This window comes from Solicola agrisoli, assembly GCF_049059935.1.
Classification (GTDB): domain Bacteria; phylum Actinomycetota; class Actinomycetes; order Propionibacteriales; family Nocardioidaceae; genus JAURVT01.
Genome location: NZ_JBMGQR010000018.1, coordinates 31,273 through 54,994 on the forward strand (window position 1 = coordinate 31,273; position 23,722 = coordinate 54,994).

At 73.0% G+C, this 23,722-nt stretch carries 20 protein-coding genes, 1 tRNA gene, 1 other RNA gene and 1 pseudogene; 14 read left to right on the plus strand and 9 right to left on the minus strand.

Features of this window, described 5'->3' with window-relative positions; all coding sequences use genetic code 11:
• Positions 1-7 precede the first annotated feature (7 nt).
• Positions 8-670, plus strand: coding sequence for a vitamin K epoxide reductase family protein (locus tag ACI6PP_RS09000; RefSeq protein ID WP_421110955.1), 663 nt, complete (start codon positions 8-10; stop codon positions 668-670).
• Positions 671-857: 187 nt separating this feature from the next.
• On the opposite strand, the gene ACI6PP_RS09005 is transcribed toward ACI6PP_RS09000, so the two are convergent.
• Genes ACI6PP_RS09005 through ACI6PP_RS09025 form a run of 5 tightly spaced genes read right to left on the minus strand, consistent with a single transcriptional unit; the run spans position 858 to position 7,965 of the window.
• A complete protein-coding gene (locus ACI6PP_RS09005) occupies positions 858-3,671 on the minus strand; it encodes a sugar-binding protein (protein WP_421110957.1) in 2,814 nt (937 codons plus the stop codon).
• Positions 3,672-3,703: 32 nt separating this feature from the next.
• Positions 3,704-4,510 (minus strand): carbohydrate ABC transporter permease, encoded by an 807-nt coding sequence (locus ACI6PP_RS09010; protein ID WP_421110958.1) that lies wholly within the window; start codon positions 4,508-4,510, stop codon positions 3,704-3,706.
• Positions 4,507-5,466 carry a carbohydrate ABC transporter permease gene (locus tag ACI6PP_RS09015; protein ID WP_421110960.1) on the minus strand — a complete coding sequence of 320 codons (960 nt, stop codon included), beginning with the start codon at positions 5,464-5,466 and terminating at the stop codon, positions 4,507-4,509. Before ACI6PP_RS09015 ends, ACI6PP_RS09010 begins: the two co-directional genes overlap by 4 nt.
• Positions 5,459-6,814: an extracellular solute-binding protein gene (locus tag ACI6PP_RS09020; protein ID WP_421110962.1), complete on the minus strand. Its 1,356-nt coding sequence runs from the start codon at positions 6,812-6,814 to the stop codon at positions 5,459-5,461. Before ACI6PP_RS09020 ends, ACI6PP_RS09015 begins: the two co-directional genes overlap by 8 nt.
• The gene (locus tag ACI6PP_RS09025) at positions 6,811-7,965 is read right to left on the minus strand and encodes a carbohydrate kinase family protein (protein ID WP_421110964.1); all 1,155 of its coding nucleotides are present in this window, start codon (positions 7,963-7,965) and stop codon (positions 6,811-6,813) included. Before ACI6PP_RS09025 ends, ACI6PP_RS09020 begins: the two co-directional genes overlap by 4 nt.
• Before the next feature lie 102 nt (positions 7,966-8,067).
• Between ACI6PP_RS09025 and ACI6PP_RS09030 the strand changes: the two genes are divergently transcribed.
• Both ACI6PP_RS09030 and ACI6PP_RS09035 read left to right on the plus strand, forming a co-directional pair.
• Complete coding sequence (locus ACI6PP_RS09030; protein WP_421110966.1) at positions 8,068-8,847, plus strand: DeoR/GlpR family DNA-binding transcription regulator; 780 nt, start codon at positions 8,068-8,070, stop codon at positions 8,845-8,847.
• Positions 8,844-10,196: a 6-phospho-beta-glucosidase gene (locus ACI6PP_RS09035; protein ID WP_421110967.1), complete on the plus strand. Its 1,353-nt coding sequence runs from the start codon at positions 8,844-8,846 to the stop codon at positions 10,194-10,196. The genes ACI6PP_RS09030 and ACI6PP_RS09035 overlap by 4 nt, the downstream gene beginning before the upstream one ends.
• 154 nt (positions 10,197-10,350) lie before the next feature.
• Here the strand turns inward: ACI6PP_RS09035 and ACI6PP_RS09040 are convergent.
• Both ACI6PP_RS09040 and ACI6PP_RS09045 read right to left on the minus strand, forming a co-directional pair.
• Positions 10,351-10,438: transfer RNA gene (locus ACI6PP_RS09040), tRNA-Ser, on the minus strand.
• 24 nt (positions 10,439-10,462) lie between these two features.
• Positions 10,463-11,026 (minus strand): hypothetical protein, encoded by a 564-nt coding sequence (locus tag ACI6PP_RS09045; protein WP_421110968.1) that lies wholly within the window; start codon positions 11,024-11,026, stop codon positions 10,463-10,465.
• Between the two features lie 72 nt (positions 11,027-11,098).
• On the opposite strand from ACI6PP_RS09045, the gene ffs reads away from it, so the two are divergent.
• The 6 genes from ffs to ACI6PP_RS09075 all read left to right on the plus strand — a co-directional run bounded on the left by ffs (position 11,099) and on the right by ACI6PP_RS09075 (position 17,741).
• An RNA gene (gene ffs / locus ACI6PP_RS09050) (signal recognition particle sRNA small type) lies at positions 11,099-11,195 on the plus strand.
• 77 nt (positions 11,196-11,272) lie between these two features.
• The gene (locus ACI6PP_RS09055; protein WP_421110969.1) at positions 11,273-13,285 is read left to right on the plus strand and encodes a DNA polymerase III subunit gamma and tau; all 2,013 of its coding nucleotides are present in this window, start codon (positions 11,273-11,275) and stop codon (positions 13,283-13,285) included.
• A gap of 111 nt (positions 13,286-13,396) precedes the next feature.
• Complete coding sequence (locus ACI6PP_RS09060; protein ID WP_421110970.1) at positions 13,397-13,810, plus strand: YbaB/EbfC family nucleoid-associated protein; 414 nt, start codon at positions 13,397-13,399, stop codon at positions 13,808-13,810.
• 15 nt (positions 13,811-13,825) lie between these two features.
• Positions 13,826-14,422, plus strand: coding sequence for a recombination mediator RecR (recR, locus tag ACI6PP_RS09065; RefSeq protein WP_421110971.1), 597 nt, complete (start codon positions 13,826-13,828; stop codon positions 14,420-14,422).
• A 1-nt stretch (position 14,423) separates the two neighbouring features.
• Positions 14,424-15,026, plus strand: a complete 603-nt coding sequence (locus ACI6PP_RS09070) for a DUF5063 domain-containing protein (RefSeq protein ID WP_421110972.1) — start codon at positions 14,424-14,426, stop codon at positions 15,024-15,026.
• 135 nt (positions 15,027-15,161) lie between these two features.
• Entirely contained in the window at positions 15,162-17,741 is a 2,580-nt protein-coding gene (locus ACI6PP_RS09075; RefSeq protein WP_421110973.1) for a putative bifunctional diguanylate cyclase/phosphodiesterase, read from the plus strand.
• A 63-nt stretch (positions 17,742-17,804) separates the two neighbouring features.
• Here the strand turns inward: ACI6PP_RS09075 and ACI6PP_RS09080 are convergent, their stop codons facing one another.
• Positions 17,805-18,764, minus strand: a complete 960-nt coding sequence (locus ACI6PP_RS09080; RefSeq protein ID WP_421110974.1) for a GGDEF domain-containing protein — start codon at positions 18,762-18,764, stop codon at positions 17,805-17,807.
• 161 nt (positions 18,765-18,925) lie between these two features.
• Between ACI6PP_RS09080 and ACI6PP_RS09085 the strand changes: the two genes are divergently transcribed.
• From ACI6PP_RS09085 to ACI6PP_RS09100, 4 genes and pseudogenes are all read left to right on the plus strand, one after another.
• Complete coding sequence (locus tag ACI6PP_RS09085) at positions 18,926-20,203, plus strand: aspartate kinase (protein WP_421110975.1); 1,278 nt, start codon at positions 18,926-18,928, stop codon at positions 20,201-20,203.
• Complete coding sequence (locus ACI6PP_RS09090; protein ID WP_421110976.1) at positions 20,200-21,252, plus strand: aspartate-semialdehyde dehydrogenase; 1,053 nt, start codon at positions 20,200-20,202, stop codon at positions 21,250-21,252. The genes ACI6PP_RS09085 and ACI6PP_RS09090 overlap by 4 nt, the downstream gene beginning before the upstream one ends.
• Positions 21,253-21,417: 165 nt before the next feature.
• Positions 21,418-21,708, plus strand: a pseudogene (locus ACI6PP_RS09095) (GNAT family N-acetyltransferase); the annotation flags it as partial.
• A 69-nt stretch (positions 21,709-21,777) separates the two neighbouring features.
• Positions 21,778-22,323, plus strand: coding sequence for a DUF1707 SHOCT-like domain-containing protein (locus ACI6PP_RS09100; RefSeq protein ID WP_421110977.1), 546 nt, complete (start codon positions 21,778-21,780; stop codon positions 22,321-22,323).
• Here the strand turns inward: ACI6PP_RS09100 and ACI6PP_RS09105 are convergent.
• A complete protein-coding gene (locus ACI6PP_RS09105) occupies positions 22,320-22,928 on the minus strand; it encodes a TetR/AcrR family transcriptional regulator (RefSeq protein WP_421110978.1) in 609 nt (202 codons plus the stop codon). The two genes, ACI6PP_RS09100 and ACI6PP_RS09105, sit on opposite strands and share 4 nt — an antisense overlap.
• Before the next feature lie 66 nt (positions 22,929-22,994).
• Here ACI6PP_RS09105 and ACI6PP_RS09110 point away from each other — a divergent pair, with 66 nt between their 5' ends.
• A complete protein-coding gene (locus ACI6PP_RS09110; protein ID WP_421110979.1) occupies positions 22,995-23,711 on the plus strand; it encodes a GAP family protein in 717 nt (238 codons plus the stop codon).
• The last annotated feature ends 11 nt before the right edge of the window (positions 23,712-23,722 follow it).

The window sequence follows — 23,722 nt, forward strand, 5'->3', positions numbered from 1 at the left end:
TCGACGCATGAGCACCACCGAGACCGACGTGCGTCCCTCCGACGGCGACGACGGGTTCGACGACGACCTCGAGCTCGAGCACGACACCCGGGAGCGTCGGGTCTCCGACCGGACGCTGGGCGTGCTGCTCGTCGTCCTCGGCGGTGTCGCGCTCGCCGCGGCCAGCGTGCTCACCTACGACAAGTTCAAGATCACCGAGAACCCGCAGGCCGCGCTCAGCTGCGACTTCAACCCGTTCGTCAGCTGTGGCGGCGTCATGACGCAGCCGCAGGCCGAGGTGTTCGGCTTCCCGAACTCCTTCATGGGCATGATCGGCTTCGCCGTCGTCGTGACGATCGGCATGGTGCTGCTCGGCGGGAGCCGCCTCGCGGGCTGGGTGTGGGGCGGCCTGCAGGTAGGCGTCGTGCTCGGCATGGCGTTCATCGTCTGGCTGATGACGCAGAGCATCTTCGCCATCGGGGCGCTGTGCCCCTACTGCATGGTCGTGTGGGCGATGATGATCCCGATCTTCTGGTACGTCACCCGTCGCAACCTGGTCGCCGTCAGCGGCGGCCGTCCCGGTGCGGCCGCCCGCGTGGTCGTCGACTACCACGTGCTGCTGGTGTTCGTGTCCTACGTGGTCGTCATCGGCACCATCCTCGCCGTCTTCGGCGACAAGCTCTGGGCCTGACCCCCGGCTCCCAGCCGGGGAGCTGATCCGGGGGCTTCGGCGGCACCGATCCGCCCGGAGTGCTGCGGAGAGCCGAGCGACTCCGAGCGGATCGGTGCTGACGAACCGACGGATCAGCGCCGTCGTGCGAGAACCTCCGTCGAGCGACCGCAGGGCAGGAGGCGGACCACCGGCCCCTCGCGCGCACTCACCGCACCCGCACCGCCGAGCTCGTCGACCCACCGGCCTCGGCCGCGTACCCGAGCAGCACGCGGACGGCGCCCGGCGCCTCGAACCTGACGGTGCTGCGACCACGGAAGAGCTCGACTGTGCGCTGGCCGACGACCTTCCCGTCGGCGTCGACGGCGGACAGGTGCGCCCGGCCCGGGCCGAGCACGCGGACCGACGCGGCGACGTCGTCCCCGCGCAGGCGGGCGGACCGCAGGCGCGCCGAGCGGTTCTCGCGCGCCGCGGGCAGCCCGGCGAGCGCGACGCCCGTCCGGACGGCCTGCTCGATCGACTGCGGGGAGTCGAGGCTGTCCAGGGCCGGGAAGTTCAGCTCCGGCTCACGGGTCTCCACCTGCGGCGGTGCGTCGCCGCCGACCGCGACCCGGCCCCAGCGGTACGGGTCGCCCTGGACGCCGCCCCAGGTGGACCACCCGATCCGGGTCTGCCCGGTCTTGTCCTGGGTGTCGGAGTCGTAGACGAACATGTTCATCGCCATCTGCTCGGGGTCGACCGTCCCCGGCAGCGCCGAGAACGGGATCTTCGCCTCGATCACGTAGCCGGTGTAGGGCTCGCTGACCTTGGACACGGCCTCGAACCCCGGAGCGGTGCCGCCGTCGCCCTCGGCGGGCGTGCCCGTGCCGTCGACCTGCGGGAACTGCCCGATCGGTCCCTGCCGGTTGTCGGCGTCGCGCGAGGCGCAGGCGACACCCTCGGTGGTCGTGGGGAGCACGGCGGCCTTGAAGGTCGTGGACGTGTTCTCCGAGCGGCCCGTCGGGTCGATGGCGATCTCGACGGAGTCGACCCGCCAGTGGCGCTTGCAGTCCTCGGCCGACAGCACCGTGCCGAGCGTGTCGTCGGTGACCTCGGCGGCGACGTACAGCGCGTCACCGCTGCGGGTGATCCAGCCGGTGGCCGAGCAGTCGGCCGCGCTGGTGCACGCGTCGCCCTCCCAGCGTCGCGACAGGTCGATCTTCGCGGCGTACTCGCCCTCGCCGACCGTGCCGTCGAGCGTGGGCGCCGCCGTCTGGTCGGCCTGCGCGGTCGGCACGAGCTCCAGCGCGGGCGTGCTGGTGGACGAGCCGGTGCTGCTGGTGGTCGTGATCGTGTAGGCGTAGTCGCCGGCCGCGCCGCCCTGGTTGGACGTCGGCAGGTCCGGGTCCTCGACGCTCACCTCGAAGTCGACGCGTCTGGTCTCGCCCGGTGCGAGGCCCTCGTAGCGACGTGACGTCGCGTCGGCGGTGAAGCCGTCGGGCAGGTCGAGCGTCACGGTCCCCGACTCGGCCGACCCGCCGTTGTTGCGGACGTCGACGCCCACGGTGCGACCGCAGCACGACGGGCACGAGCACCCGCCGCCGCTGCTGCCGCCCTGGGGGAGCGTCAGGACGCGGGTGACGCGGCCGGCCAGCTGTGGCAGGCCGTTGTCGGCGGCCCAGGTGTCGTACTCCGAGACCTGCGGCAGCGCCTGCTGCTTGCCGTCGGCGGCGCCGACGACCTCGAGCTGCTGGCTGTTGTGGCCCGACCGCCTGCCGGACGTGACGTCGACGCCGACGAGCGCCCGCTTGCCGGTGGTCGCGTCGTCGGCGGCCGTGACGGTCAGGGTGCGGGTGACGGTGCGGCCGGCCCTGACGGTGCCCATCCGCACGGTGCTCGGACCCTGCCATCCCTGCGGCAGGGTGACGGCGGCGCGGACGTCGCGCAGCGTGGTGCGGCGCGGTGCGGTGAGCTGGACCTTCACCGTGGTCGAGCCGCCGGGCACGACCTCGAAGTCGGACGTGGTCACGGCAAGACCGGTGCCGAGCGGGAGTCCTCCGGGCGCCTGGCGGACCGCGCCCTGCAGCATCGTGTCGGACGGCGCCGCGTCGGGCGACATGTCGCCGCGCGTGAACGGCACCCGCGACTCGACCTGGAGCATGTAGTCGCAGCCGAGGCCGGCCGGGTCGGCCGAGACGTCGGGGAACCCGCTCCAGCCCTGCGAGGCGTACTCGCGCTGCGCCTCGCGCTCGATCTGCGCCCAGGTCTGGCCCGAGCGTGCCCGACGTCCGGACCAGACGCCGTAGACGTCGTCGGTGGGGTCGGCGGCCTTGAACGTCGTGGTGCACGACGCCCCGTTGGCGCCCGGGGTGCCGGCTGCCGAGTTGGACAGCAGCTTGGACGGTGCGAAGGGCTCGAGGCCCTCCTTGGTGATCTGCTCGGGGAAGACCTTCGGGTCGCCCGCCACCTGGTACGCCTGGGCGGCCAGCCGCGCCGCGAGCTGGTGGCCCCCGTGGTTGCCGGGCGAGGGCGCCGGGTTCATCGTCGCGACCAGCTCGGGACGCGTCGAGCGGATGACGCGGACCAGGCGGGCCAGCGTCTCCTTCTCGTCCCAGGCCTGCTGGTGCAGCGGCGCGCTGACCGAGTAGTAGAAGTCGACCTTGTCGAGGTTGTAGACGTCGGTGACGCCGGCCTCGGCGACCGCGCCGCGCTCCTCACGCTCGCGGATCAGGCCGAGGTCGGGGCCCTCCTCGGGGCCGACCGCGTTGCCGCCGCCCTCGCCCCGGGTGATCGTCACGACGCCGGTCTTCGCGCCGAAGCGCTCGCGCCACTCGCCGAACATCGAGAGCCGGCCGGCCTCGTCGTCGGGATGGGCGCCGACGTACAGCACGTCGAGGTCGGCCTTGGGCACCTTCGCGGCCTTGCCCCACCCGCTGGACGGGGCGCTCGCGGCGGACGCCGCCTGCACGGGCGCCGCGAGCAGCCCCGCCGACAGCAGCAGTGAACCGAGGACGGCGACGGTCCTCCTGGACGGTGATCTCATCTCGTGCTCCTCCGACGTGCGGCTGGTAGGGCTCAGCCCTTCACCGACCCCTCGACCATGCCGCGGATGAAGTGACGCTGGGCGAACAGGTAGAAGACGACGACGGGCAGCGCGACGAGGACGGCGCCGGCCGCGAGCAGTGAGGTGCCGGCCGTGTACTGGCCCTTGAAGAACGCGAGTCCCAGGGGCGCGGTGCGCAGGCCCTCGTCGGTGATCATCACCAGTGGCAGCAGGAACTCGTTCCAGGTCCACATGAAGAACAGGACCATCATCGTGAGCACGGCCGGACGCCCCATGGGGAGCAGCACCGACCAGAAGACGCGCACGTGGCCGGCGCCGTCGAGACGTGCCGCCTCGACCACCTCGCGCGACGTGCTGCGGAAGTACGCCCGCATCCAGAACGTGCCGAACGCGAGCGACTGCGCCACCTGCGGGAAGATCAGCGACACGTAGGTGTTGTCGAGGTCGAGCCCGCGCAGGTCGTAGTAGAGCGGGACGACGATGGCCTCGCTCGGCACCATCAGGCCGAGCAGCAGCAGGTAGAACAGCACCGTCGAGCCCCGGAACCTCATGGTGCCGAAGGCGTAGCCCGCCATCGACGACAGCAGCGTCGCGATCACCACCACGCTGACCGAGACGACCACGCTGCTGCGCAGGTAGGTGCCGAACCGGCCCTCGCGCCAGGCGGTGGCGAAGTTGCCGAGGTCGATGCCGCCCGCGGCGCCGATGGCGTCGGGCTGCACCGCCGTGGCGAGGATGAGCCCGAGCGGGTAGAGCGCGAACGCCGCGGCGGCGACCAGCACGACGTAGGTGAGCGACCGCTCGAGCCGGCCGGTCATCGGTCGCGCTCCTCGGCGAGTCGGTTCACGAGCACCGTCGCGAGCAGGATCACCGCGGTGAGCAGCAGCGCGACCGTGACGCCGGTGCCGACCTGTCCCCTCTCCATCGCGCGCTGGTAGACCTCGTACGACGGCACCGTCGACGCCCGGCCGGGACCGCCACCGGTCATCACGTAGACCAGGTCGAAGGTGCGCAGGGCGGCGACCATCGTCAACGTGACCGCGACGGCGATCTCCCCGCGCAACGACGGCAGGCTGATGGACACCAGCTCGCGCCAGAACCCCGCGCCGTCGATGCGGGCGGCCTCGTACAGCTCGCGGCCGACGTTGGACAGGCCGGCCAGGAACAGCACCATGCACAGGCCGGTGCCGACCCAGACGCCCACGACGCCGACGGCGACGAGCACCCACGAGGCGTCCCCGAGCCATCCGCGGGCGAAGGCGTCGAGCCCGACGGCGCGCAGAACGTCGTTGAGCGGCCCCTGCGGCGCGAAGATGTCGCGCCAGGCGACGGCGACGACCGTCAGGGCGACGACCTGCGGCAGGAAGATCACCGAGCGGAAGAAGCCCGCACCGCGCACGGCGCTGCGCGTCATCAGCGACGCGAGCAGCAGGCCCAGCGAGACCGGGACGACGCAGAAGAACGCCACGAGGACGAGCGCGTGCCAGAACGGCGCCCGCAGCTCGGGGTCGGTGAGGACGTCGGCGTAGTTGCCGAGCCCCACCCAGGTGCCGAGGCCGAGGCCGTCCCACTCGAAGAACGACAGGTAGACCGCGTGCAGCAGCGGGAGCAGCAGGAACAGGCCGAACACCAGCAGGGCCGGCGCGAGGTACAGGTAGGCCACCCGGCGCGGCTCCCCCGGCGGGCCCTGCCGCCGCGGCCGCCCGGGGCTGGGCGACGCCCCCGGGCGGACGTCGTCGTCCGTCCGGGGGGCGGCGGCGGTCGTGTCAGCCATCGCCCTTCGTGAACGAGGAGTACTCGTCCTCCAACGTCGACAGGAACGCGTCGGGCTTCACCGAGCCGGCACCGAGCTTCTGCACCTCGGAGACGAGCAGGTCGTAGAAGTCGGGCGTCGCGTAGTCGAGGTAGGGCACGATCGCGTCGTCGTCGCTGGCGCTCTCCCAGGCCTTCACGACCTCGGCCTGGGCGCCGCTCAGGCCGTCGGCGCTGGCGTCGACGACCGGCAGGTTGCCCGCGTCGGAGATCATCTGCATCGCCTTCTCGTCGGTGATGAAGTCGATGTAGGCCGCGGCGGCGTCGGCGTGCTTGCTCTCCTGCGTGATCGCGAACGGCAGGCCGGTGCCACCGGTGACGGCCTGCTCGCCGTCGGCCCCGACCGGCGGCAGCGCGAACCCGAGGCGGTCGCCCATGGGCTTGGCGAGGTCGGCGAGCAGCCAGGTGCCCGCGACGAGGAAGACGCCGTTGCCCTTGGCGAAGTCCTGCCAGGCGGCGTCGTAGCCGAGGCCGTTGAAGTCCTGGGTGAAGTAGCCCTTGGAGACCCAGTCGGCAAAGGTGTCGGCGGCCTGCTGGTTGGCGTCGGAGGTCCACGACGAGCCCTCGCGGCCGAAGCCGAGCTGGCGGACGTCGTCGCGGGAGACGAACTGGTTCTGCACGAACCCGTAGTCGTGGATGCCGGGCCAGCCGTCGAGGTTGCCGAACTGGATCGGGGTCTCACCGGCCTGCTTGGCCGCGGCGAGGGCCTTCTCGAGGTCGTCGGTGGTGCGCGGGACGTCGAGGCCGAGCTCGCCGAGCTTCTGCTTGTCGTACCAGAGGCCCACCAGCTCGCCGGCCTGCGGCAGACCGTAGAGGTTGCCCTCGCCGAACGCCTTGCCCTGGTCGCCGTACGACGACAGCGCGCGGATCGACTCGGGGAAGCGGTCGTCCCAGCCGTACGTCTCGGCGTACCCGTCGAGCGAGCGGAGCAGCCCGGCCGAGACGAACTGGCCCATGTCCGAGCGCCCGTTGTTGGCCTGGACGACGTCGGGTGCCTCGTCGTTGGTGATCGCGAGGCGCAGCGTCTTGCGGAGGTCGTCGAAGGACCGCGAGACCCGCTTGATCTTCACGTTCGGGTACTTCTCCTGGAACGCCGCGTTCAGCTGCTTGATCTGCTCGGCCTGGCCGCCGCGGACCTCCTGGTCCCACACGGTCAGGGTGATGTCGCCCATGTCGGCGACGTTGGTCTCGACGTCGGACGCCTTGGTCTCGGTGCCCTCGCCTCCCGAGCTGCCGGGCGCGCAGGCGGCCGTCGCGAGCAGGGCGAGCACCGCGAGCCCGCCGGTGAGTCGTCGTGCGGGGATCCTCATGCGCTCTCCTCGGAGCTCTGCCCCAGCGGGGGGACGGGGTCGGACGTGGTGCCGACGGCGGGGGCGCCGTGGCGGGAGTGGTCGTGGAACGGGCGGGGGAAGCCGATGGTGGGCAGGGCGCGGTCGTAGACGCGGTGCTCGACGGTGGGCAGCACGTCGACGAGGAAGGCGTAGTCGCGGGCCTGTCGGCTCGAGGGGTCGACGCCGTTCCACCAGTCGCAGACGTCGGCCCAGCCCGGCGAGGCGAGGGCGCCGCCGAAGTCGCGCACCGAGAGCGCGGCGCACAGGTTGGCGAAGCGGACGCGCTCCTGCAGGTCCCAGCCCGCGAGCGTGCCCGAGACCAGCGCGGCCAGGAACACGTCGCCGGCGCCCGTCGGGTCGAGGACGGGGACGCTGAGGCCGGGGACCCACACGGTCTCGCCGGTGGTGGCGTCGGCGGCGAAGGCGCCGCCGCTGCCCGCGGTGACCACGGCGAGCGGCACCCAGTCGCGGATGGCCTCCAGCGCGGCGCCGGGGCTGTCGGTGCCGGTGTACGCCATCGCCTCGGACGCGTTGGGCACGAAGGCGTGGCAGCCCTCGAGCCGGTCGCGCAGCAGGGCGGTGTCCCACGCGCCCGTGGGGTCCCAGCCGACGTCGGCGAACACCAGGCTGCCGCGGGAGATCGCGGTGTCGAGCCAGGGCTGCCGCTCGGCCCCCATGTCGGCGAAGCAGGAGCGGGTGGGCGGCGGGTCGGCGACGAGGTCGGGCCCGTCGGCGGGCGGCGCGTGGGTGTGCGTGACCATCGCGCGGTCGTCGTCGTAGGCGAGCGAGACGGTGACGGGGGAGTGCCACTCGGGGAACCGCCGGGAGTGCGACAGGTCGACGCCCTCGGCGTCGGACAGCGTCGACCAGCAGTACTCGCCGTAGACGTCGCCGCCGAACGCGGCGGCGAGCGACGTCCGCAGGCCCAGGCGGGAGGCGGCGATCGCGAGGTTGGCCGCGCCGCCGGGGCTGGAGCCCATGCCGTCGGTGAGGATCTCCCGGCCCCCGACGGGTGCGGCGGCCATGCCGGTGAAGATGATGTCGAGGAAGACCGTGCCGGCCACGAGCACGTCGAACGGCTCCGCGTCGCTCGAGGCGTCGGCGGATTGGTGCGGCTCAGGTGACGGCACGGTGGACCTCCCGGCGCCGAGTCTCACCCAGATGCGCACATCTGCGCAAGAGCCCGTGACCTCTGCGTGACCTTGCGCGGTTTTGATTGCTATGGTGCGCGCATGCTGGCCCGCCGCCGTCACGAGCGCATCCTCGCGACGCTGCGCGACGACGGCCCCGCCGAGGTCGCCCGCCTCGCCGCGATGCTCGACGTCAGCGCCGCCACCGTGCGCCGCGACCTCGCGCAGCTGGAGTCCGAGGGCCGTCTCGACCGGGTGCACGGCGGCGCGGCGCCGAGCGGGAGCGCCGAGGCGCCGTTCGAGCAGGTGGTGTCGCACCACGCCGCCGACCGCGAGGCGGTCGCCGCGCGCGCAGCCTCGCTCGTGGGGGACGGCGAGGTGGTGCTCCTCGACATCGGCACCACGACCGCCGCCATCGCCCGCCGGCTGCGTGGCCGTCCGGTCACGGTGATCACCTCGAGCCTCGCGGTCTACGACGAGCTCGGGCGGGACCCGGCGGTCGACCTGCTGCTGCTCGGCGGCACCGTCCGTCGCAACTACCGCTCGCTGGTGGGGTTCCTGACCGAGCACGCCGTCGCGCAGGTGCACGCCGACCGGCTGTTCCTCGGCACGAGCGGCGTCCGTCCCGACGGGAGCGTGCTCGACACGACGGCCGTCGAGGTGCCCGTCAAGCAGGCGATGCTGAAGGCGGCCGACCGGGTCGTGCTGGTCGCCGACGACTCCAAGTTCCCGGGCAGCGGGTTCGCCCGCGTGTGCGGGCCCGACGCGGTCAACGTCGTCGTCACCGGGGCCCGCGCCGACGTGGCGACCCTCGCCGCGTTCACCGAGGCCGGTGCGGACGTGGTCCGCGCGCCCGCCGACGACGAGAGGACGAACCCATGAGGCTGGTCGTGCTGGGCGGTGGCGGGTTCCGCGTGCCGCTCGTGTTCCAGGCCCTGCTCGACGACGCCGCTGCGTCGCCCGGCTCGGCCGTCACCGAGCTGGTGCTGCACGACCACGACGCGGGCCGCCTGGCCACCGTCGGCGCCGTGCTCGCCGAGCAGGCCGCCGCGGCGACCGGTCCGGTGCCGCGGGTGCGCACCGAGACCGACCTGACGGCCGCCGTGACCGGCGCCGACTTCGTGTTCTCGGCGATCCGCGTCGGTGGGCTCGCCGGCCGGGTGTGCGACGAGCGCGCCGCGCTGGACGTCGGGGTGCTCGGCCAGGAGACGACCGGTGCGGGCGGCGTCACCTACGGGCTTCGCACGGTGCCCGTCGCGGTGGACGTGGCGCGGACCGTGCGCCGGCACGCACCCGACGCCTTCGTCATCAACTTCACCAACCCCGCGGGCATGGTCACCGAGGCCATGGCCGAGGTGCTCGGCGACCGGGTGGTCGGCATCTGCGACTCGCCCGTCGGCATGTTCAAGCGGGTCGCGCGCGTGCTGGGCGTCGACCACGGGACCGCGTTCTTCGACTACGCCGGCCTCAACCACCTGGGCTGGCTGCGTCGCGTGGTCGTCGACGGCGAGGACGTCCTGCCGCGCTTCCTGGCCGACCCGTCGGCGATGCTGCGCACCGAGGAGGGCCGCCTGTTCGACCCGGCGTGGCTGGCGTCGCTGGGCGCCGTCCCGAACGAGTACCTCTGGTACTGGTACTACAACCGCGACGCCGTCGAGGCGATCGCCAAGGCCGGCGAGACGCGCGGCGAGTACCTGGCCCGTCAGCAGGGGGCGTTCTACGACGGGGGCACCGACGACGCGCTCGCGCGGTGGGTGCGCACCCGTCGCGACCGCGAGGAGTCGTACATGGCCGACAGCCGCGACGCGAGCGGTGCCGGCGAGCGCGAGGAGGAGGACCTCGACGGCGGTGGCTACGACCGCGTCGCCCTCCAGCTGATGCGCGCCATCGCCCGTGACGAGCCCGCGACGCTCGTGCTCAACGTGCCCAACCGCGGGCTGCTCGCCGGGCTCGACACCGACGCCGTCGTCGAGGTGCCGTGCGTGGTCGACGCCCGCGGCCCCCGTCCGCTCGACGTCTCGCCGCTCGACGCCCACGCGCAGGGCCTCGTCACCACCGTCAAGGCCGTCGAGCGCACCACGATCGAGGCGGCGCTCTCGGGCTCGCGCGCCACCGCCGTCAAGGCCCTGGCCCTGCACCCGCTCGTGGACTCGGTGACCAGCGCGCGGGCCATCGTCGAGACCCACCTCGCCCGCGTCCCCGACCTCGCCACGGTCCTCACCCGCCCCTGACCCCGGCGATCCCAATCCGTCGAGTGGCGCAAAACCCGACTCGAGCGGCGCAAGATCGGGCTGCCGGACGCGTGTCGGCCCCGAATTTGCGCCACTCGGCGGGACGGGGGGAAACGCACTGTGGCCCCACCCTTCGGGCGGGGCCACAGCACGTTGGCGGAGGATAGGGGATTCGAACCCCTGAGGGCGTTAACCCAACACGCTTTCCAAGCGTGCGCACTAGGCCACTATGCGAATCCTCCGTCGAGGAGATTACCGGTCGTGCGTCAGGCGTCGGCGGTCGGGCCGCTGTCGAGCGCCTGGGACCCGCCGGCACCGAAGGCGAACGCGGAGACGAGCCAGCGGCCGTCCACCCGCTGCAGCTCCACCCGCCACACCTGCCGGACGCGCTGCGGGGCGGGCTCACCGAACCGGCTGACGCGCGAGCTGACGTCCAGCCGGGCCTGGGCGCGGTCGCCGTCGACGCCCACGAGGTCGACGCCGTCCACCCTGGCCCGGTCGCTCGTCTGCTCCACCTCGGCCAGCGACCCCAGCAGCGGGGTGACCAGGCCGGCGAAGTCGGCGCGGTAGCCCGGCGTGAGGAACGGTTCCATCCGGTCCAGGAAGTCGTCGGGCTCGGTGGCGTCGTAGGTGTTCATCTGGACGCCGAACGCGCGGGCGGCGTCCTCGGCGTCGGCCCGGGAGTCGCCGCCGCCGCTCGAGAGCACCGCGACGACCGCCGCGGCCGCGACCACCACCACGACGAGCGCGGCCACGACCGCCACGACCACCCGACGTCGACCGGTGCCGGGTAGCGGGGGAGGCGTCACGGGGGCGTCGGGGGTGCTCACCGGGCCGAACCTAGTCCTCGCCCGGCCTCCTCGCCCGGCTGTCCCCGACGGGGTGGTCCCCGGTACGCTGGCCCCAGCCCCTCGCGCGGCGGCACCTAGCCCAACTCCCCCAGGGCCGGAAGGCAGCAAGGGTCAGCAAGCTCTGCCGGGTGCGCGAGGGGTCCTTTCATGCCCGCACCCCCGCGGTCCCCGTCGCGCGTGGACACGGCCTCGTCGGTGTCGGAGCCGGTCAGTAGGGTTCGGTGGGTGGACGCACCCCTCGCCTTGTACCGGCGCTACCGGCCGGAGACGTTCGCCGAGGTCATCGGTCAGGACCACGTCACCGTGCCGCTGCGGCACGCGCTGGCCAACAACCGCGTCAACCACGCCTACCTGTTCTCCGGCCCCCGCGGCTGCGGCAAGACCACCAGCGCGCGCATCCTCGCCCGCACCCTCAACTGCGAGCGCGCGCCCGTCGCCGAGCCGTGCGGGGAGTGCCAGAGCTGCGTCGACCTCGCGCGCGGCGGGCCCGGCAGCGTCGACGTGCACGAGATCGACGCCGCGAGCCACGGCGGTGTCGACGACGCGCGCGACCTGCGCGAGCGGGCCTTCTTCGCGCCCGTCCGCAGCCGCTTCAAGGTCTACATCATCGACGAGGCGCACATGGTCTCGAGCCAGGGCTTCAACGCCCTGCTCAAGCTCGTCGAGGAGCCGCCGCCGCACCTGAAGTTCGTGTTCGCCACCACCGAGCCCGACAAGGTCATCGGCACCATCCGCTCGCGCACCCACCACTACCCGTTCCGGCTCGTGCCGCCCAAGACGCTCGGCGACTACCTGGCCCAGCTGTGCCAGGCCGAGCAGGTCGTCCTCGAGCCCACCGCGCTCCCGCTCGTCGTCCGCGCCGGTGCCGGGTCCGTGCGAGACACCCTCTCGATCCTCGACCAGCTGCTCGGCGGCGCCGGACCCGAGGGCGTCACCTACGAGCTCGCCGCCAACCTCCTCGGCTACACCCCCGACTCGCTGCTCGACGAGGTCGTCGACGCGTTCGCCGCCGGCGACGGTGGCTCGGTGTTCGGCGTCGTCGACAAGGTGATGGAGGCCGGGCAGGACCCCCGACGCTTCGCCGAGGACCTCCTGCAGCGCCTGCGCGACCTGATCATCGTGTCCGCGGTGCCCGACGCCGTGGGCAAGGGCCTGCTGGAGATCCCGGGCGACCGCGCCGACCGCATCGCCAACCAGGCCAACCGCTTCGGCGCCGCCGACCTGACGCGCGCCGCCGACGTCGTCAGCGACGGGCTGGGCGAGCTGCGCGGAGCCACGGCGCCGCGGCTGCTGCTCGAGCTGATCTGCGCGCGCGTCATGCTCCCCGGCGCCGACCACTCCACCGAGGGGCTGCAGGCGCGCCTCGACCGTATCGAGCGACGCCTGGCCATCGTCGGCGACGGCCCGCCCGCGACGCCCCCGGCGCGCCCGATGCCCGAGCCCACCGTCGTCCCGGTGGCCGCCACGTCCCACGCTGACGTCGCCCCGAGCCCGGCTCCGCCGACGCCCGAGCCGGCTGCTCCCACGCCCGAGCCCGCCGCTCCCACGCCGGCCGAGGTGGCTGCCGAGCCCGAGCCCGAGCCGGCCGCCCCACCGGCACCGGCCGCGCAGGAGGCGCCGGTCGCACCCGAGCCCGCCCCGGCTCCCGAGCCGGTCCGGGCCGAGGCCGAGCCGCCCGCCACGGGCACCCCCGGCGTCACCGACATCCGCAGGCTGTGGCCGCAGATCCTGGACGAGGTCATGCGCCTGCGCCGGTTCACCTGGGTCATGCTCAGCCAGAACGCGCAGGTGCACGCCGTCGACGGCAAGGTGCTCACCATCGCGCTGGTCAACTCCGGTGCGCGCGACTCGTTCACGCGCAGCGGGTCCGACGAGATCGTCCGCCGGGCCGTCACCGAGGTGATCGGCGGCGAGTGGCGCATCGAGGCCGTCGTGTCGCCCGACGCCGGCCCCGGCAACGTCGCGCCGCCGCCCCCGTCGGGACGCCCCGCGGCTCCCGCCGAGCCCGCGGCACCGGCGCCGCCGCCCGAGCCCGCCCGTCCGCGCGCCTCCGCCGAGGGCGTGGCCGCGGCGCGCGAGCAGATGCGGGCCCCGCGGGCCGAGACCGGTCCGCCGTCCGACCCCGACGCCGACGCCCACCGCGACGACCCCACCGAGGAGAGCGAGAACCTCACGCACGAGGAGCTGCTCAGCCGCGAGCTCGGTGCCGAGGTCATCGACGAGTTCCCGAGCAGCTGACGCCGCCCGCGCGGCCGTCCGGCGTGCCGACGGGTCCCCGTTAGGCTGGTCGGACAGCCCCCGACGCACCCCAAGTGAGGCAGGACCACCGTGTTCGGAGACGGATCGCAGATGCCCGACATGTCCGCGCTGCTGGCGCAGGCCCAGCAGATGCAGGAGCAGCTGCTGTCGGCCAAGGCCGAGCTCGACGCCGCGCAGGTCGAGGGCTCCGCCGCGAACGGGCTGGTCTCGGCCACCGTCACCGGTGCGGGCGAGGTGGTCGGGGTGACGATCAAGCCCGAGGCCGTCGACCCCGACGACACCGAGACGCTCGGCGACATGGTCGTCGCCGCCATCCGCGACGCGCGCGCCCAGGCCGACGCGATGGCCGCCGAGAGGCTCGGCCCGCTGGCCGGCGGTGGTGGCGAGGGCGGCATGGGCGACCTCGGCAGCCTGTTCGGTGGCGGAGGCGACGACACCCCCGGTCTGCCGGGTGGCTCCGGCGACCGCGACGGCGGGCGTCCCGGCCCCATCGGCTTCGGCTGAGGACGCGACCCTCCCGTGTACGAAGGCATCGTCCAGGACCTGATCGACGAGCTGGGCCGCCTGCCCGGCGTGGGTCCCAAGAGCGCCCAGCGCATCGCGTTCTGGATCCTCGACGCCGACCCCGTCGACGTCCGCCGGCTCGCGTCCGTGCTCACCGAGGTCAAGGACAAGGTCCGCTTCTGCGTGGTCTGCGGCAACGTCGCCGAGTCCGAGCAGTGCCGCATCTGCTCCGACGCGCGTCGCGACCTCACCGTCATCTGCGTGGTCGAGGAGTCCAAGGACGTCGTCGCGATCGAGCGGACGCGCGAGTTCCGCGGCCGCTACCACGTGCTGGGCGGCGCGATCTCGCCGATCGAGGGCATCGGGCCCGACGAGCTGCGCGTCAAGGAGCTGATGACGCGCCTGGCCGACGGGCAGGTCACCGAGGTCATCCTCGCCACCGACCCCAACCTGGAGGGCGAGGCCACCGCGACGTATCTCACGAGACTCCTGGTGCCCGTGGGGTTGCGCGTGACGCGTCTGGCGAGTGGACTGCCCGTGGGCGGGGACCTCGAGTACGCGGACGAGGTGACCCTCGGCCGAGCCTTCGAGGGGAGACGCAGTGTCCAGTGACGTGAGCAGCGCGAGTGCCGCGGGTGGCTCCAGCCACTCCGACCTCGAGGACCTCGCGCAGTCCGTGGCCGACCAGGCCACCAGCTTCCTGCTCGCGGTGCGCGAGCTCGCCCAGACGCGCGACGCCGGCCAGGTGGTGCCGCTGCTGCTGCTCGAGGTGAGCCAGCTGCTGCTCGCCGGCGCCCGCCTCGGCGCCCAGGTCGACTTCGTGCCGAGCGACCGGTACGAGCCCGACGCCGGCCCCGACCCCGACCTCGACGCGGTCCGCATCGCGCTCGGCGACGTGCTCGGCGGCCTCGACGAGTACACCGAGGTGTTCGACCCCTACGACGAGCAGCCCGAGCTCGTCGTCTCCCGCATCTCCGACGACGTCGCCGCCATCGCGCAGAGCGTCGCGCACGGCCTGCAGCACCACGCCGCCGGCCGCATCGACGAGGCGCTGTGGTGGTGGCAGTTCTCCTACGTCTCGGCCTGGGGCAGCGAGGCGAGCGCCGCGCTGCGGGCGCTGCAGTCGGTGGTCGCGCACGACCGCCTCGACGCCGAGGTCGACGGGTTCGCCGAGCGCGAGTTCGACGCGGTCGTCATCGCCGCCGAGCTCCCCTGACGGTCGGTTCCTCCCCTCTGGGGCCCCCGGACCGCCGATCTCGACGGTTTCGCCGCGACTTTCCGTCGTGATCTCCTCGCTCCCGGACACCCGGCGCGCCATACTGAGCGGCGCGTGGGGAGAAGGGAGGCGGCCGTGCCCGCCCGATATGCCGACCGGGCTCGACCCCCGATCCGCACCAGTGCGCTGTACCCGTTCGTGCTCTGCGGGTTCGTCTGCTGGGGCACGCTGCTGCTGCCCCCGTCGCACGGCAACCTGGCCCAGCTCCTGGTGGGCGGCCTGCTCATGGCCGTCATGGCGGCCCTCTCCGTGGCCCTGCCGTGGGAGCGCTGGCCGCTCTGGACCCACGCGATCCTCCCCTTCGCCTTCTTCGCGGTCATCGTCCTGCTGCGCGACGTCTCCGGCGCGCAGAGCGCCGCCAACAACATGGTCGCCCTGCCCGTCCTGTGGGTCGCGCTCTACGGAACCCGCAACGAGATGGTCCTGGCCGCGTTCTGCACCGCCGCGGTGTTCATCGGTCCGCTGCTGGTGATCGGCGACCCCACCTACCCGGTCTCGGACTGGCGTCGCGCCGGTGTCTGGATCGCGATCGTCGCGTTCATCGGGCCGACCGTGCAGTCGGTCGTCCGGACGCTGCACCAGCGTGAGCGCGAGCGCTCCGAGGCGGTGGAGGACGCGAACACCGCCGAGCGTCGCTGGCGGGTGCTGCTCGGGCAGCTGCCCGACACGATCGTCATGGTCGCCGACAGGGACATGCGCTACCAGTTCATCGGCGGGGCCGGTGCGGGCAGCGTCAAGTTCGAGCACAACGTGGGCCGCACCCTGCAGGAGACCTCCTCGCCCGAGAACGTCGCGCGACTCGAGCCGATGTACCGCGACGCCCTCGACGGACGCTCCAGCACCGACGAGATGCCGGCGACGCACGGACGCTCGGCCCAGCAGGTGGCCGTGGCGCCGTTCAACCACCACGGCGAAGACCAGATCCTCGTCGTCGCCCGCGACGTCAGCCGGGCCCGCGAGCGCGAGGCGCAGATCGAGGTCCTGAGGGAGCAGGTCGAGCAGCTGTTCCGCGAGGCGCCCACCGGCATCGCGGTCTGCGACCTGGAGGGTCGCGTCACCCGCGTCAACGTCGCGCTGCTCGAGATCCTCGGTCGGTCCGAGGCCGACGCGCGCTCGACGACGGTGATGGAGCTCGGGCTGCTCGGCGACCACCGGGGAACCGACGCGCTGGCCCAGGTCACCGGGTCGCCGTCCGGGCGGCTGCTCACCGAGGTGCGCATCGACGGCACCGGACGTCGTCCGCTCGACCTGTCGGTCAGCAGCGTGTACCTGCACGACGCGGCGGGCGAGCCGTCCAGCGTGCTCTTCCACGTGCACGACGTGTCGCAGCGGCGCCGGTTCGAGGAGCGCCTGGAGCACCTGGCCTCGCACGACCCCCTCACCGGCCTGGCCAACCGTCGCCGGTTCGACGACGAGCTCGAGGGCCACCTGCGACGCTGCCAGCGCTACGGCGCCCAGGGTGCGGTGATGATGATGGACCTCGACCACTTCAAGGAGGTCAACGACACCCTCGGTCACGAGGCCGGGGACCAGCTGATCGTCGGCGTCACGGCGGTGCTGCGCGAGACCCTGCGCGACTCCGACGTGATCTCGCGTCTCGGCGGCGACGAGTTCGCGATCCTGCTGCCGAACGCCAACCGCGACGAGGCCGAGCTGGTGGCCGACCGCCTGGTGGCGGCGGTGCGCAACCACTCGTCCAGCTTCGACGACGCGCTCGGCCGCACGGTCACCGCGAGCATCGGCGTCGTGACGATCAACGAGCCCGACATCTCCGCGGGTGAGCTGCTGTCGACGGTCGACCTGACGATGTACGACGCCAAGGACGCCGGCCGCGACTGCTACGCCATCTTCGACTTCCGCGACCACGACACCCCGCGCTCGGGCGCACGCATCGCCTGGGGCGCCAAGATCCGCGCGGCGCTGCGCGAGGACCGCTTCGTGCTGCACGCGCAGCCCGTCATGGACCTGCAGACCCGGACGGCCGTCGGCGCCGAGCTGCTGCTGCGGATGGTCGACGAGGACGGCGACCTGGTGCCGCCGGGCCGGTTCCTCTACATCGCCGAGCGGATGGGTCTGGTGCCCCACATCGACCGCTGGGTCGTGCACGAGGGCATCGCCCGCCTGGCCGACATCCAGGCCAAGCGACCCGACTTCGAGATCGCCATCAACGTGTCCGCGCACTCGCTGAACGACCCCGCGTTCGCCGACGACGTCGAGAACGAGATCGCGGCCGGTGGCATCGACCCCAACGGGCTGACCTTCGAGATCACCGAGACGGCCGCGATCGGCAACATGGAGCGCGCCCGCGCCTTCGCCACCCGCGTCCAGGCGCTCGGCTGCCGCCTCGCGCTCGACGACTTCGGTGCCGGCTACGGCTCGTTCTACTACCTCAAGCACCTGCCGTTCGACTACATCAAGATCGACGGCGAGTTCGTCCGCGGCTGCACGCGCGACCCGATGGACCGTCTGATCATCGCCTCGGTCGTCGCCCTCGCCCAGGGTGCGGGACGCCAGGCCGTCGCGGAGTACGTCGTCGACGAGGCCACCGCCGTGCTCCTCGGGTCCCTCGGTGTCGGCCTCGGGCAGGGCTTCCACCTCGGGGCCCCCCGCGAGTACGACCAGGAGGTGCTCGCGAGCTTCGGTGTTCCCGCGTGACCGGTCTTGGTGCCTCGGCCGCCCGAGGGCGTGCCTGACGAGGCGACGCGGTCAGGTGCGTGCTCAGGCGGTCGAGGGGGTGCGACGGGCCTTCTTGTCGGCGTACATGGAGCGGTCGGCGCGGGCGAGGGCGAGGGCGGGCGACTCGCCGCGGCCGAGGTCGCTGTGCCCGACGGACGCCTCCACGCCGGCCTCCTGCAGGCCGCGGCGCAGACGCCGGGCCACCACCTCGCCGTCGGAGCGCTGGAAGGCCGACTCGACGAGGACCACGAACTCGTCGCCCCCCATGCGGACCACCGAGTCGCTCTGGCGGATGTGCCGTGACAGGGCCTGCCCGGCCCGGACGAGGAGGGCGTCACCGGCGGCGTGGCCCTCGGCGTCGTTGACCGCCTTGAGGCCGTCGAGGTCGACGACCAGGACGGCGAAGCGGTCGCCGAGGACGAGGGTGCGGCGGGCCGCCTCGGCACTGACCTCCTCCCAGCCCCTGCGGTTGAGGAGCCCGGTGAGCGCGTCGGTCATCGCGTCGTCGCGCGCCACCCGCAGCTGCAGGTCGAGCCGGCGTGCCCGCTGGGTCAGGGCGAACGCGTGCGACAGCATGCTCGCGAGCAGCGTGAGCAGGTCCTCGTCGACCAGGTCGGGGTCGATCGGGGCGTCGCTCAGGCCGCACAGCGCGCCGACCGGCTCCCGGGGGTTCAGGCGGATCGGGACGCTCGCGTACCCGTGGATCCCCAGCGCGGAGGCGACGTCGTCGTAGGCGGCGTGGGTGGTGGCGTCGCCGACGACGCGGGGGGCCCCGTCGATCATTCGGTGGCACAAGGTCTTGTCCGCGGCGAGCGAGTCGCCGGGCTGGTGGAAGCCCCCACCGCTGACGTAGACGTGGGTCTGCTCGTGGTCGTCGAGCCGCGACACGCTCCAGGTGCTGAACGGCATGGTGCCCTGGAGGTAGTCGAGCACCTCGTGGCACGCCCGGGAGAACGCGGTGTCGTCGGAGGCACCATGGTCGAACGCCGAGGTGTCACGCACCCCGCCATCCTGCCTCACCCCGCCACCCTGCGTCGCCACCTCGCCGCCGCGGATCTCACCGCTCTCGCCGCGGGGGAGCGGCAGACGCGCGTCCACTAGACTCGCCGGTGCGCAGCGTGGCGCCGAACGCCAAGTCACCGCTACCGACGTCAGGAAACTCCGTGGGCATTGTCGTGCAGAAGTACGGCGGCTCCTCCCTCGCGGACGCCGCGAGCATCAAGAGGGTCGCCCAGCGCATCGTCGCGACCAAGAAGACCGGCAAGGACGTCGTCGTGGTCGTCTCCGCGATGGGCGACACCACCGACGAGCTGCTCGACCTGGCGCACCAGGTGTCGCCGCTGCCCCCGGGCCGCGAGCTCGACATGCTGCTCACCGCGGGCGAGCGGATCAGCGAGTCGCTGGTCGCGATGGCCATCGCCAACCTCGGCATGGAGGCGCGCTCGTTCACCGGCTCCCAGGCCGGCGTCATCACCGACGCCGAGCACGGCCGGGCCAAGATCATCGACGTGACGCCCGGCCGCATCGTCTCGGCCCTCGAGACCGGCGCGATCGCCATCGTCGCGGGCTTCCAGGGCGTGTCGCAGTCGAGCAAGGACATCACCACGCTCGGACGCGGCGGCTCCGACACCACCGCCGTCGCCCTCGCCGCCGCGCTCGGCGCCGAGGTCTGCGAGATCTACACCGACGTCGACGGCATCTTCACCGCCGACCCCCGCATCGTGCCCACCGCACGCCGGATCCCGCGCCTGTCGTACGAGGAGACCCTCGAGATGGCGGCCAACGGCGCGAAGATCCTGCACCTGCGGTGCGTGGAGTACGCCCGACGCAACGACATGCCGATCCACGTGCGCTCGTCGTTCTCGACCAAGACCGGCACGTGGGTCGTGCCGGCGGACGCCGTCCAGGAGGACCCATCCATGGAGCAAGCGATCATCTCCGGAGTCGCGCACGACCGGAGCGAGGCCAAGATCACCGTGGTCGGCGTCCCGGACAAGATCGGCGAGGCGGCCCGGATCTTCGAGGTCCTGGCCGACGCCAACATCAACATCGACATGGTCGTGCAGAACATCTCCGCCGCGGCCACGGCGCTCACCGACATCTCCTTCACGCTGCCGCGCGCGGACGGACAGACCGCCATGTCGGTGCTCGCGCGCCTCAAGGACGAGGTCGGCTACGAGCAGATCCAGTTCGACGACGCGGTCGGCAAGATCTCGCTCGTCGGTGCCGGCATGCGCACCGAGCCCGGCATCACGGCCCGCTTCTTCAAGGCCATCTCCGACGCCGGCGTCAACATCGAGATGATCTCCACCTCCGAGATCCGCATCTCCGTGGTCGTCAACGAGGCCGGGGTGGACGACGCCGTCCGCGCCGCGCACCACGCGTTCGACCTGGACGCCACCGAGGTCGAGGCCGTCGTCTACGGGGGGTCGGGCCGATGAGCGACGTGACCCCCGGCCACGGCCTGCGCGTCGGCGTCGTCGGCGCCACCGGCCAGGTGGGCACCGTGATGCTGCGCCTGCTCGCCGAGCGCGACCTGCCCATCGCCGAGCTGCGCGTGTTCGCCTCCGCCCGCTCGGCCGGTCGCCGGCTCCCCTTCGCCGGCGGCGAGGTCGTCGTCGAGGACGCCGCCACCGCCGACCCGAGCGGCCTGGACGTCGCGCTGTTCTCCGCCGGTGCGAGCACCAGCCGCGAGCAGGCCCCGCGCTTCGCCGCGGCGGGCGTCATCGTCGTCGACAACTCGTCGGCGTGGCGCAAGGACCCCGAGGTGCCGCTGGTCGTCAGCGAGGTGAACCCCGAGGCGCTGGAGCATGCCGTCAAGGGCATCGTCGCCAACCCCAACTGCACCACGATGGCCGCGATGCCGGTGCTCAAGCCGCTGCACGACGAGGCGGGCCTCGTGCGCGTCGTCGCCAGCACCTACCAGGCGGTCTCGGGCTCGGGCCTGGCCGGCGTCGAGGAGCTGCAGTCGCAGGCCAGCAAGGTCGTCGACCGGGCGTCCGAGCTGACGCACGACGGCGGCGCGCTCGACTTCCCGGCGCCGCAGAAGTACGTCGCGCCCATCGCGTTCAACGTGCTCCCGATGGCCGGCTCGGTCGTCGACGACGGCTCGTTCGAGACCGACGAGGAGCAGAAGCTCCGCAACGAGAGCCGCAAGATCCTCGGCATCCCCGAGCTCCGGGTGTCGGGCACCTGCGTGCGCGTGCCGGTCTTCACCGGCCACTCGCTGTCGCTCAACGTCGAGTTCGCGTCGTCCCTCACGGTGGCGCGGGCCACCGAGCTGCTCGCGTCCGCCCCGGGCGTCGAGCTGGCCGACGTGCCCACGCCGCTCCTGGCCGCGGGCCGCGACCCCAGCTACGTGGGACGCATCCGTCAGGACCAGTCGGTCGACGACGACCGCGGCCTCGTGCTGTTCGTCAGCAACGACAACCTGCGCAAGGGCGCCGCGCTCAACACCGTCCAGATCGCCGAGCTGATCGCCACCCGGTGACGTCGCCGGTCCGTGCGAGGCGCGACGACGACCTCGAGCCGCTCGTCGCGATCCTCGGCCGGACCCACCGGCTCGACGCCTACCCCGTGAGAGCGAGCCGGGTCGACGCCGCGTGGCTCGTCGAGCAGGTCGAGGTCGCCTGGGTGGCCGAGGGTCGACGGCACCGTCGTCGGCCACGTGGCGCTCCAGGACGACGGCGACGGCGTGCTGTCGGTCGTCCGGCTCTTCGTCGACCCCGACGCCCGGGGGCTGGGCCTGGGCTCCGCGCTGCTCGACGTCATCGACGACCACGCCCGGCAGGTCGGGGCGACGCTGAGCCTGCTCGTGATGGACGACGACCGCGCCGCCGTCGCGCTGTACGAGCGCCGCGGCTGGCGGCGCACCGGGTCGCGGCCGGCCGACTGGTTCGGTCCAGCCGGGCCCCACCCCCTCGTCCACACCTACGTGCTCCCCTGACGCCTGTCACGGCCGAACCGGGACGTCTCGCACTCCCGCCCGCTGGGCCCTGCGTGGAATCATCGGGACATGGGAGACGCGCTGACGCCGGGGACGTTCTGGAGCGGCTTCACGCGCGACCCGCGGGACCCCTCCGTGTCGGGGCTGAGGATGTCCGACCGCGACCGCGCGCACCTGCTCGACGCGCTCGGCGAGGCCTACGCCGACGGTCGGTTGGACCCCGAGGAGCACGACGAGCGGGTCGGCACCGCACAGTCGGTCAAGACCTTCGGCGAGGTGCCCGCGCTCATCACCGACCTGGTGCCGACGACCGACCTGGTGCGCCGGGCAAGCCCGGACGAGCTGCGTCGCCGCGCCCAGGAGGCGTGGCGCCACGACATGCGCACCTCGTTGATGGGCTACCTCGGCCTCTCGGCGCTGCTCGTGGCGATCTACCTGCTCACGAGCATCCCGGACGGCTTCTACTACTTCTGGCCCGCCTGGCCCCTGGTGTTCACCGCGATCCCGGTGGCGCAGACCTTCTTCAAGCACGAGCAGATCGTGACCCGCAAGGTCCGACGGCTCACCAAGCAGCAGGACCGCGAGCAGCGTCGGCTGAAGCGGGGCGGGTCCTAACCCGCTGCCAGGGCGTCCAGGTGGGCGCGCAAGATGCGGCGGAGCCGGTCGGCGGGCATCTGCTCGGGGTAGTGGAACGCCTCCACCGCCAGGCCGTCGACGAGGGCCTGGGTGCGTCCCACCTCCACCTCGGCGACGTCGTCCAGCGGTGCCGACGAGTCGGTGAGCGGCCGGCCGAGCAGACGGGCGACGCCGACGCGGCAGACCTGCTCGATGCCCTCCCAGGCCTGGCGTCGCACCTCGTCGAACCCCGCGTCGTGGCGGGCGCGGTCCATCGTCGCGAGCCAGACGTGCATCTCGACGTGCCGCACGTCGTCGAGGGGCAGCACCTCCTCGAGGAGGGCCTGCACCTCCTCGACGCCGGCAGGTCCGTCCGTGAGATGACGGGCGACGCGCGCCGGGACGTCCGCGAGCATGAGGGCGACCGCGAACCGCAGCAACGCGGCCTGGTCGGGGAAGTAGTGACGCAGGGCGCCGGGCGACCAGCCGGCCTCGGCCGCGACGCCGCGGACCGAGGCCGCCTCGACCCCGTCGCGCAGGATGACGCGGTGCATGGCGGCGGCGAGCTCGGCGCGACGGGCGTCGTGGTCCACGATCTTGGGCACGTGGACTTTGTAGCACAGGTGTGTTGAGATGGATGACGACACAGCCGTGTGGAAAAGGGGGAGGTCATGGGCATCGCGTCGGTGGCCGGTCTGGTCGGCCTGGCGCTGGTCGACAGCACGAGCATCGGGACGCTGGTGCTGCCGGTGCTGATCCTGCTGTCGCCCCGGGTGCACGTGGGCCGCTACTGCGTCTACCTCGCGACGGTCGCGGGCTTCTACGCCGTCGTGGGCGTCGCGCTCGTCGCCGGTGCCGGGTGGCTGGTCGAGGTCGCGTCCGGTCTCGCGGAGAACCGGCCGCTCCGGTACGCCCAGCTCGTCGTCGGCGCCGCGATGCTGGCCGTGGGGGTCTTCGGCGACCCACGGCGCTGGTTCGGACGCGAGCCGGAGCCCCGGCCCGACGGGACGCCCACCCGCGCGACGCAGTGGCGCGACCGGCTCGTCGGACCTGACGCGAGCTACGCCGCCGTCGCGGGCGTCGGTCTGCTGGCCGCGCTGGTGGAGGTGGCGTCGATGCTGCCGTTCCTCGCCGCGGTCGGCATCATCACCGCCGCCGACCTCCCGGCGGTGGGCTGGGTGCCCCTCGTGCTCGCCTACACGGCCGTGATGGTGCTGCCGGCGCTCGTGCTGCTCGGCGTCAGGCTCACGCTCGGACGCCGTCTCGAGCGCCCGCTGGCCCGACTGTCGGACTGGTTGCTTCGCCAGTCCGGCAACGCCCTGTACTGGGCGCTGGCGATCATCGGCATCCTCCTCGTCCAGGACGCGGCGTCCGTGGTCGGCACCTGACCTCTCGGTCT

Coding starts and splice junctions, on each gene's coding strand:
- ACI6PP_RS09005 (WP_421110957.1), bottom strand. CDS start 3,671: ATGAGATCACCGTCCAGGAGGACCGTCGCCGTCCTCGGTTCACTGCTG.
- ACI6PP_RS09090 (WP_421110976.1), top strand. CDS start 20,200: ATGAGCGACGTGACCCCCGGCCACGGCCTGCGCGTCGGCGTCGTCGGC.
- ACI6PP_RS09000 (WP_421110955.1), top strand. CDS start 8: ATGAGCACCACCGAGACCGACGTGCGTCCCTCCGACGGCGACGACGGG.
- ACI6PP_RS09030 (WP_421110966.1), top strand. CDS start 8,068: ATGCTGGCCCGCCGCCGTCACGAGCGCATCCTCGCGACGCTGCGCGAC.
- ACI6PP_RS09010 (WP_421110958.1), bottom strand. CDS start 4,510: ATGACCGGCCGGCTCGAGCGGTCGCTCACCTACGTCGTGCTGGTCGCC.
- ACI6PP_RS09060 (WP_421110970.1), top strand. CDS start 13,397: ATGCCCGACATGTCCGCGCTGCTGGCGCAGGCCCAGCAGATGCAGGAG.
- ACI6PP_RS09100 (WP_421110977.1), top strand. CDS start 21,778: ATGGGAGACGCGCTGACGCCGGGGACGTTCTGGAGCGGCTTCACGCGC.
- ACI6PP_RS09110 (WP_421110979.1), top strand. CDS start 22,995: ATGGGCATCGCGTCGGTGGCCGGTCTGGTCGGCCTGGCGCTGGTCGAC.
- ACI6PP_RS09015 (WP_421110960.1), bottom strand. CDS start 5,466: ATGGCTGACACGACCGCCGCCGCCCCCCGGACGGACGACGACGTCCGC.
- ACI6PP_RS09035 (WP_421110967.1), top strand. CDS start 8,844: ATGAGGCTGGTCGTGCTGGGCGGTGGCGGGTTCCGCGTGCCGCTCGTG.
- ACI6PP_RS09020 (WP_421110962.1), bottom strand. CDS start 6,814: ATGAGGATCCCCGCACGACGACTCACCGGCGGGCTCGCGGTGCTCGCC.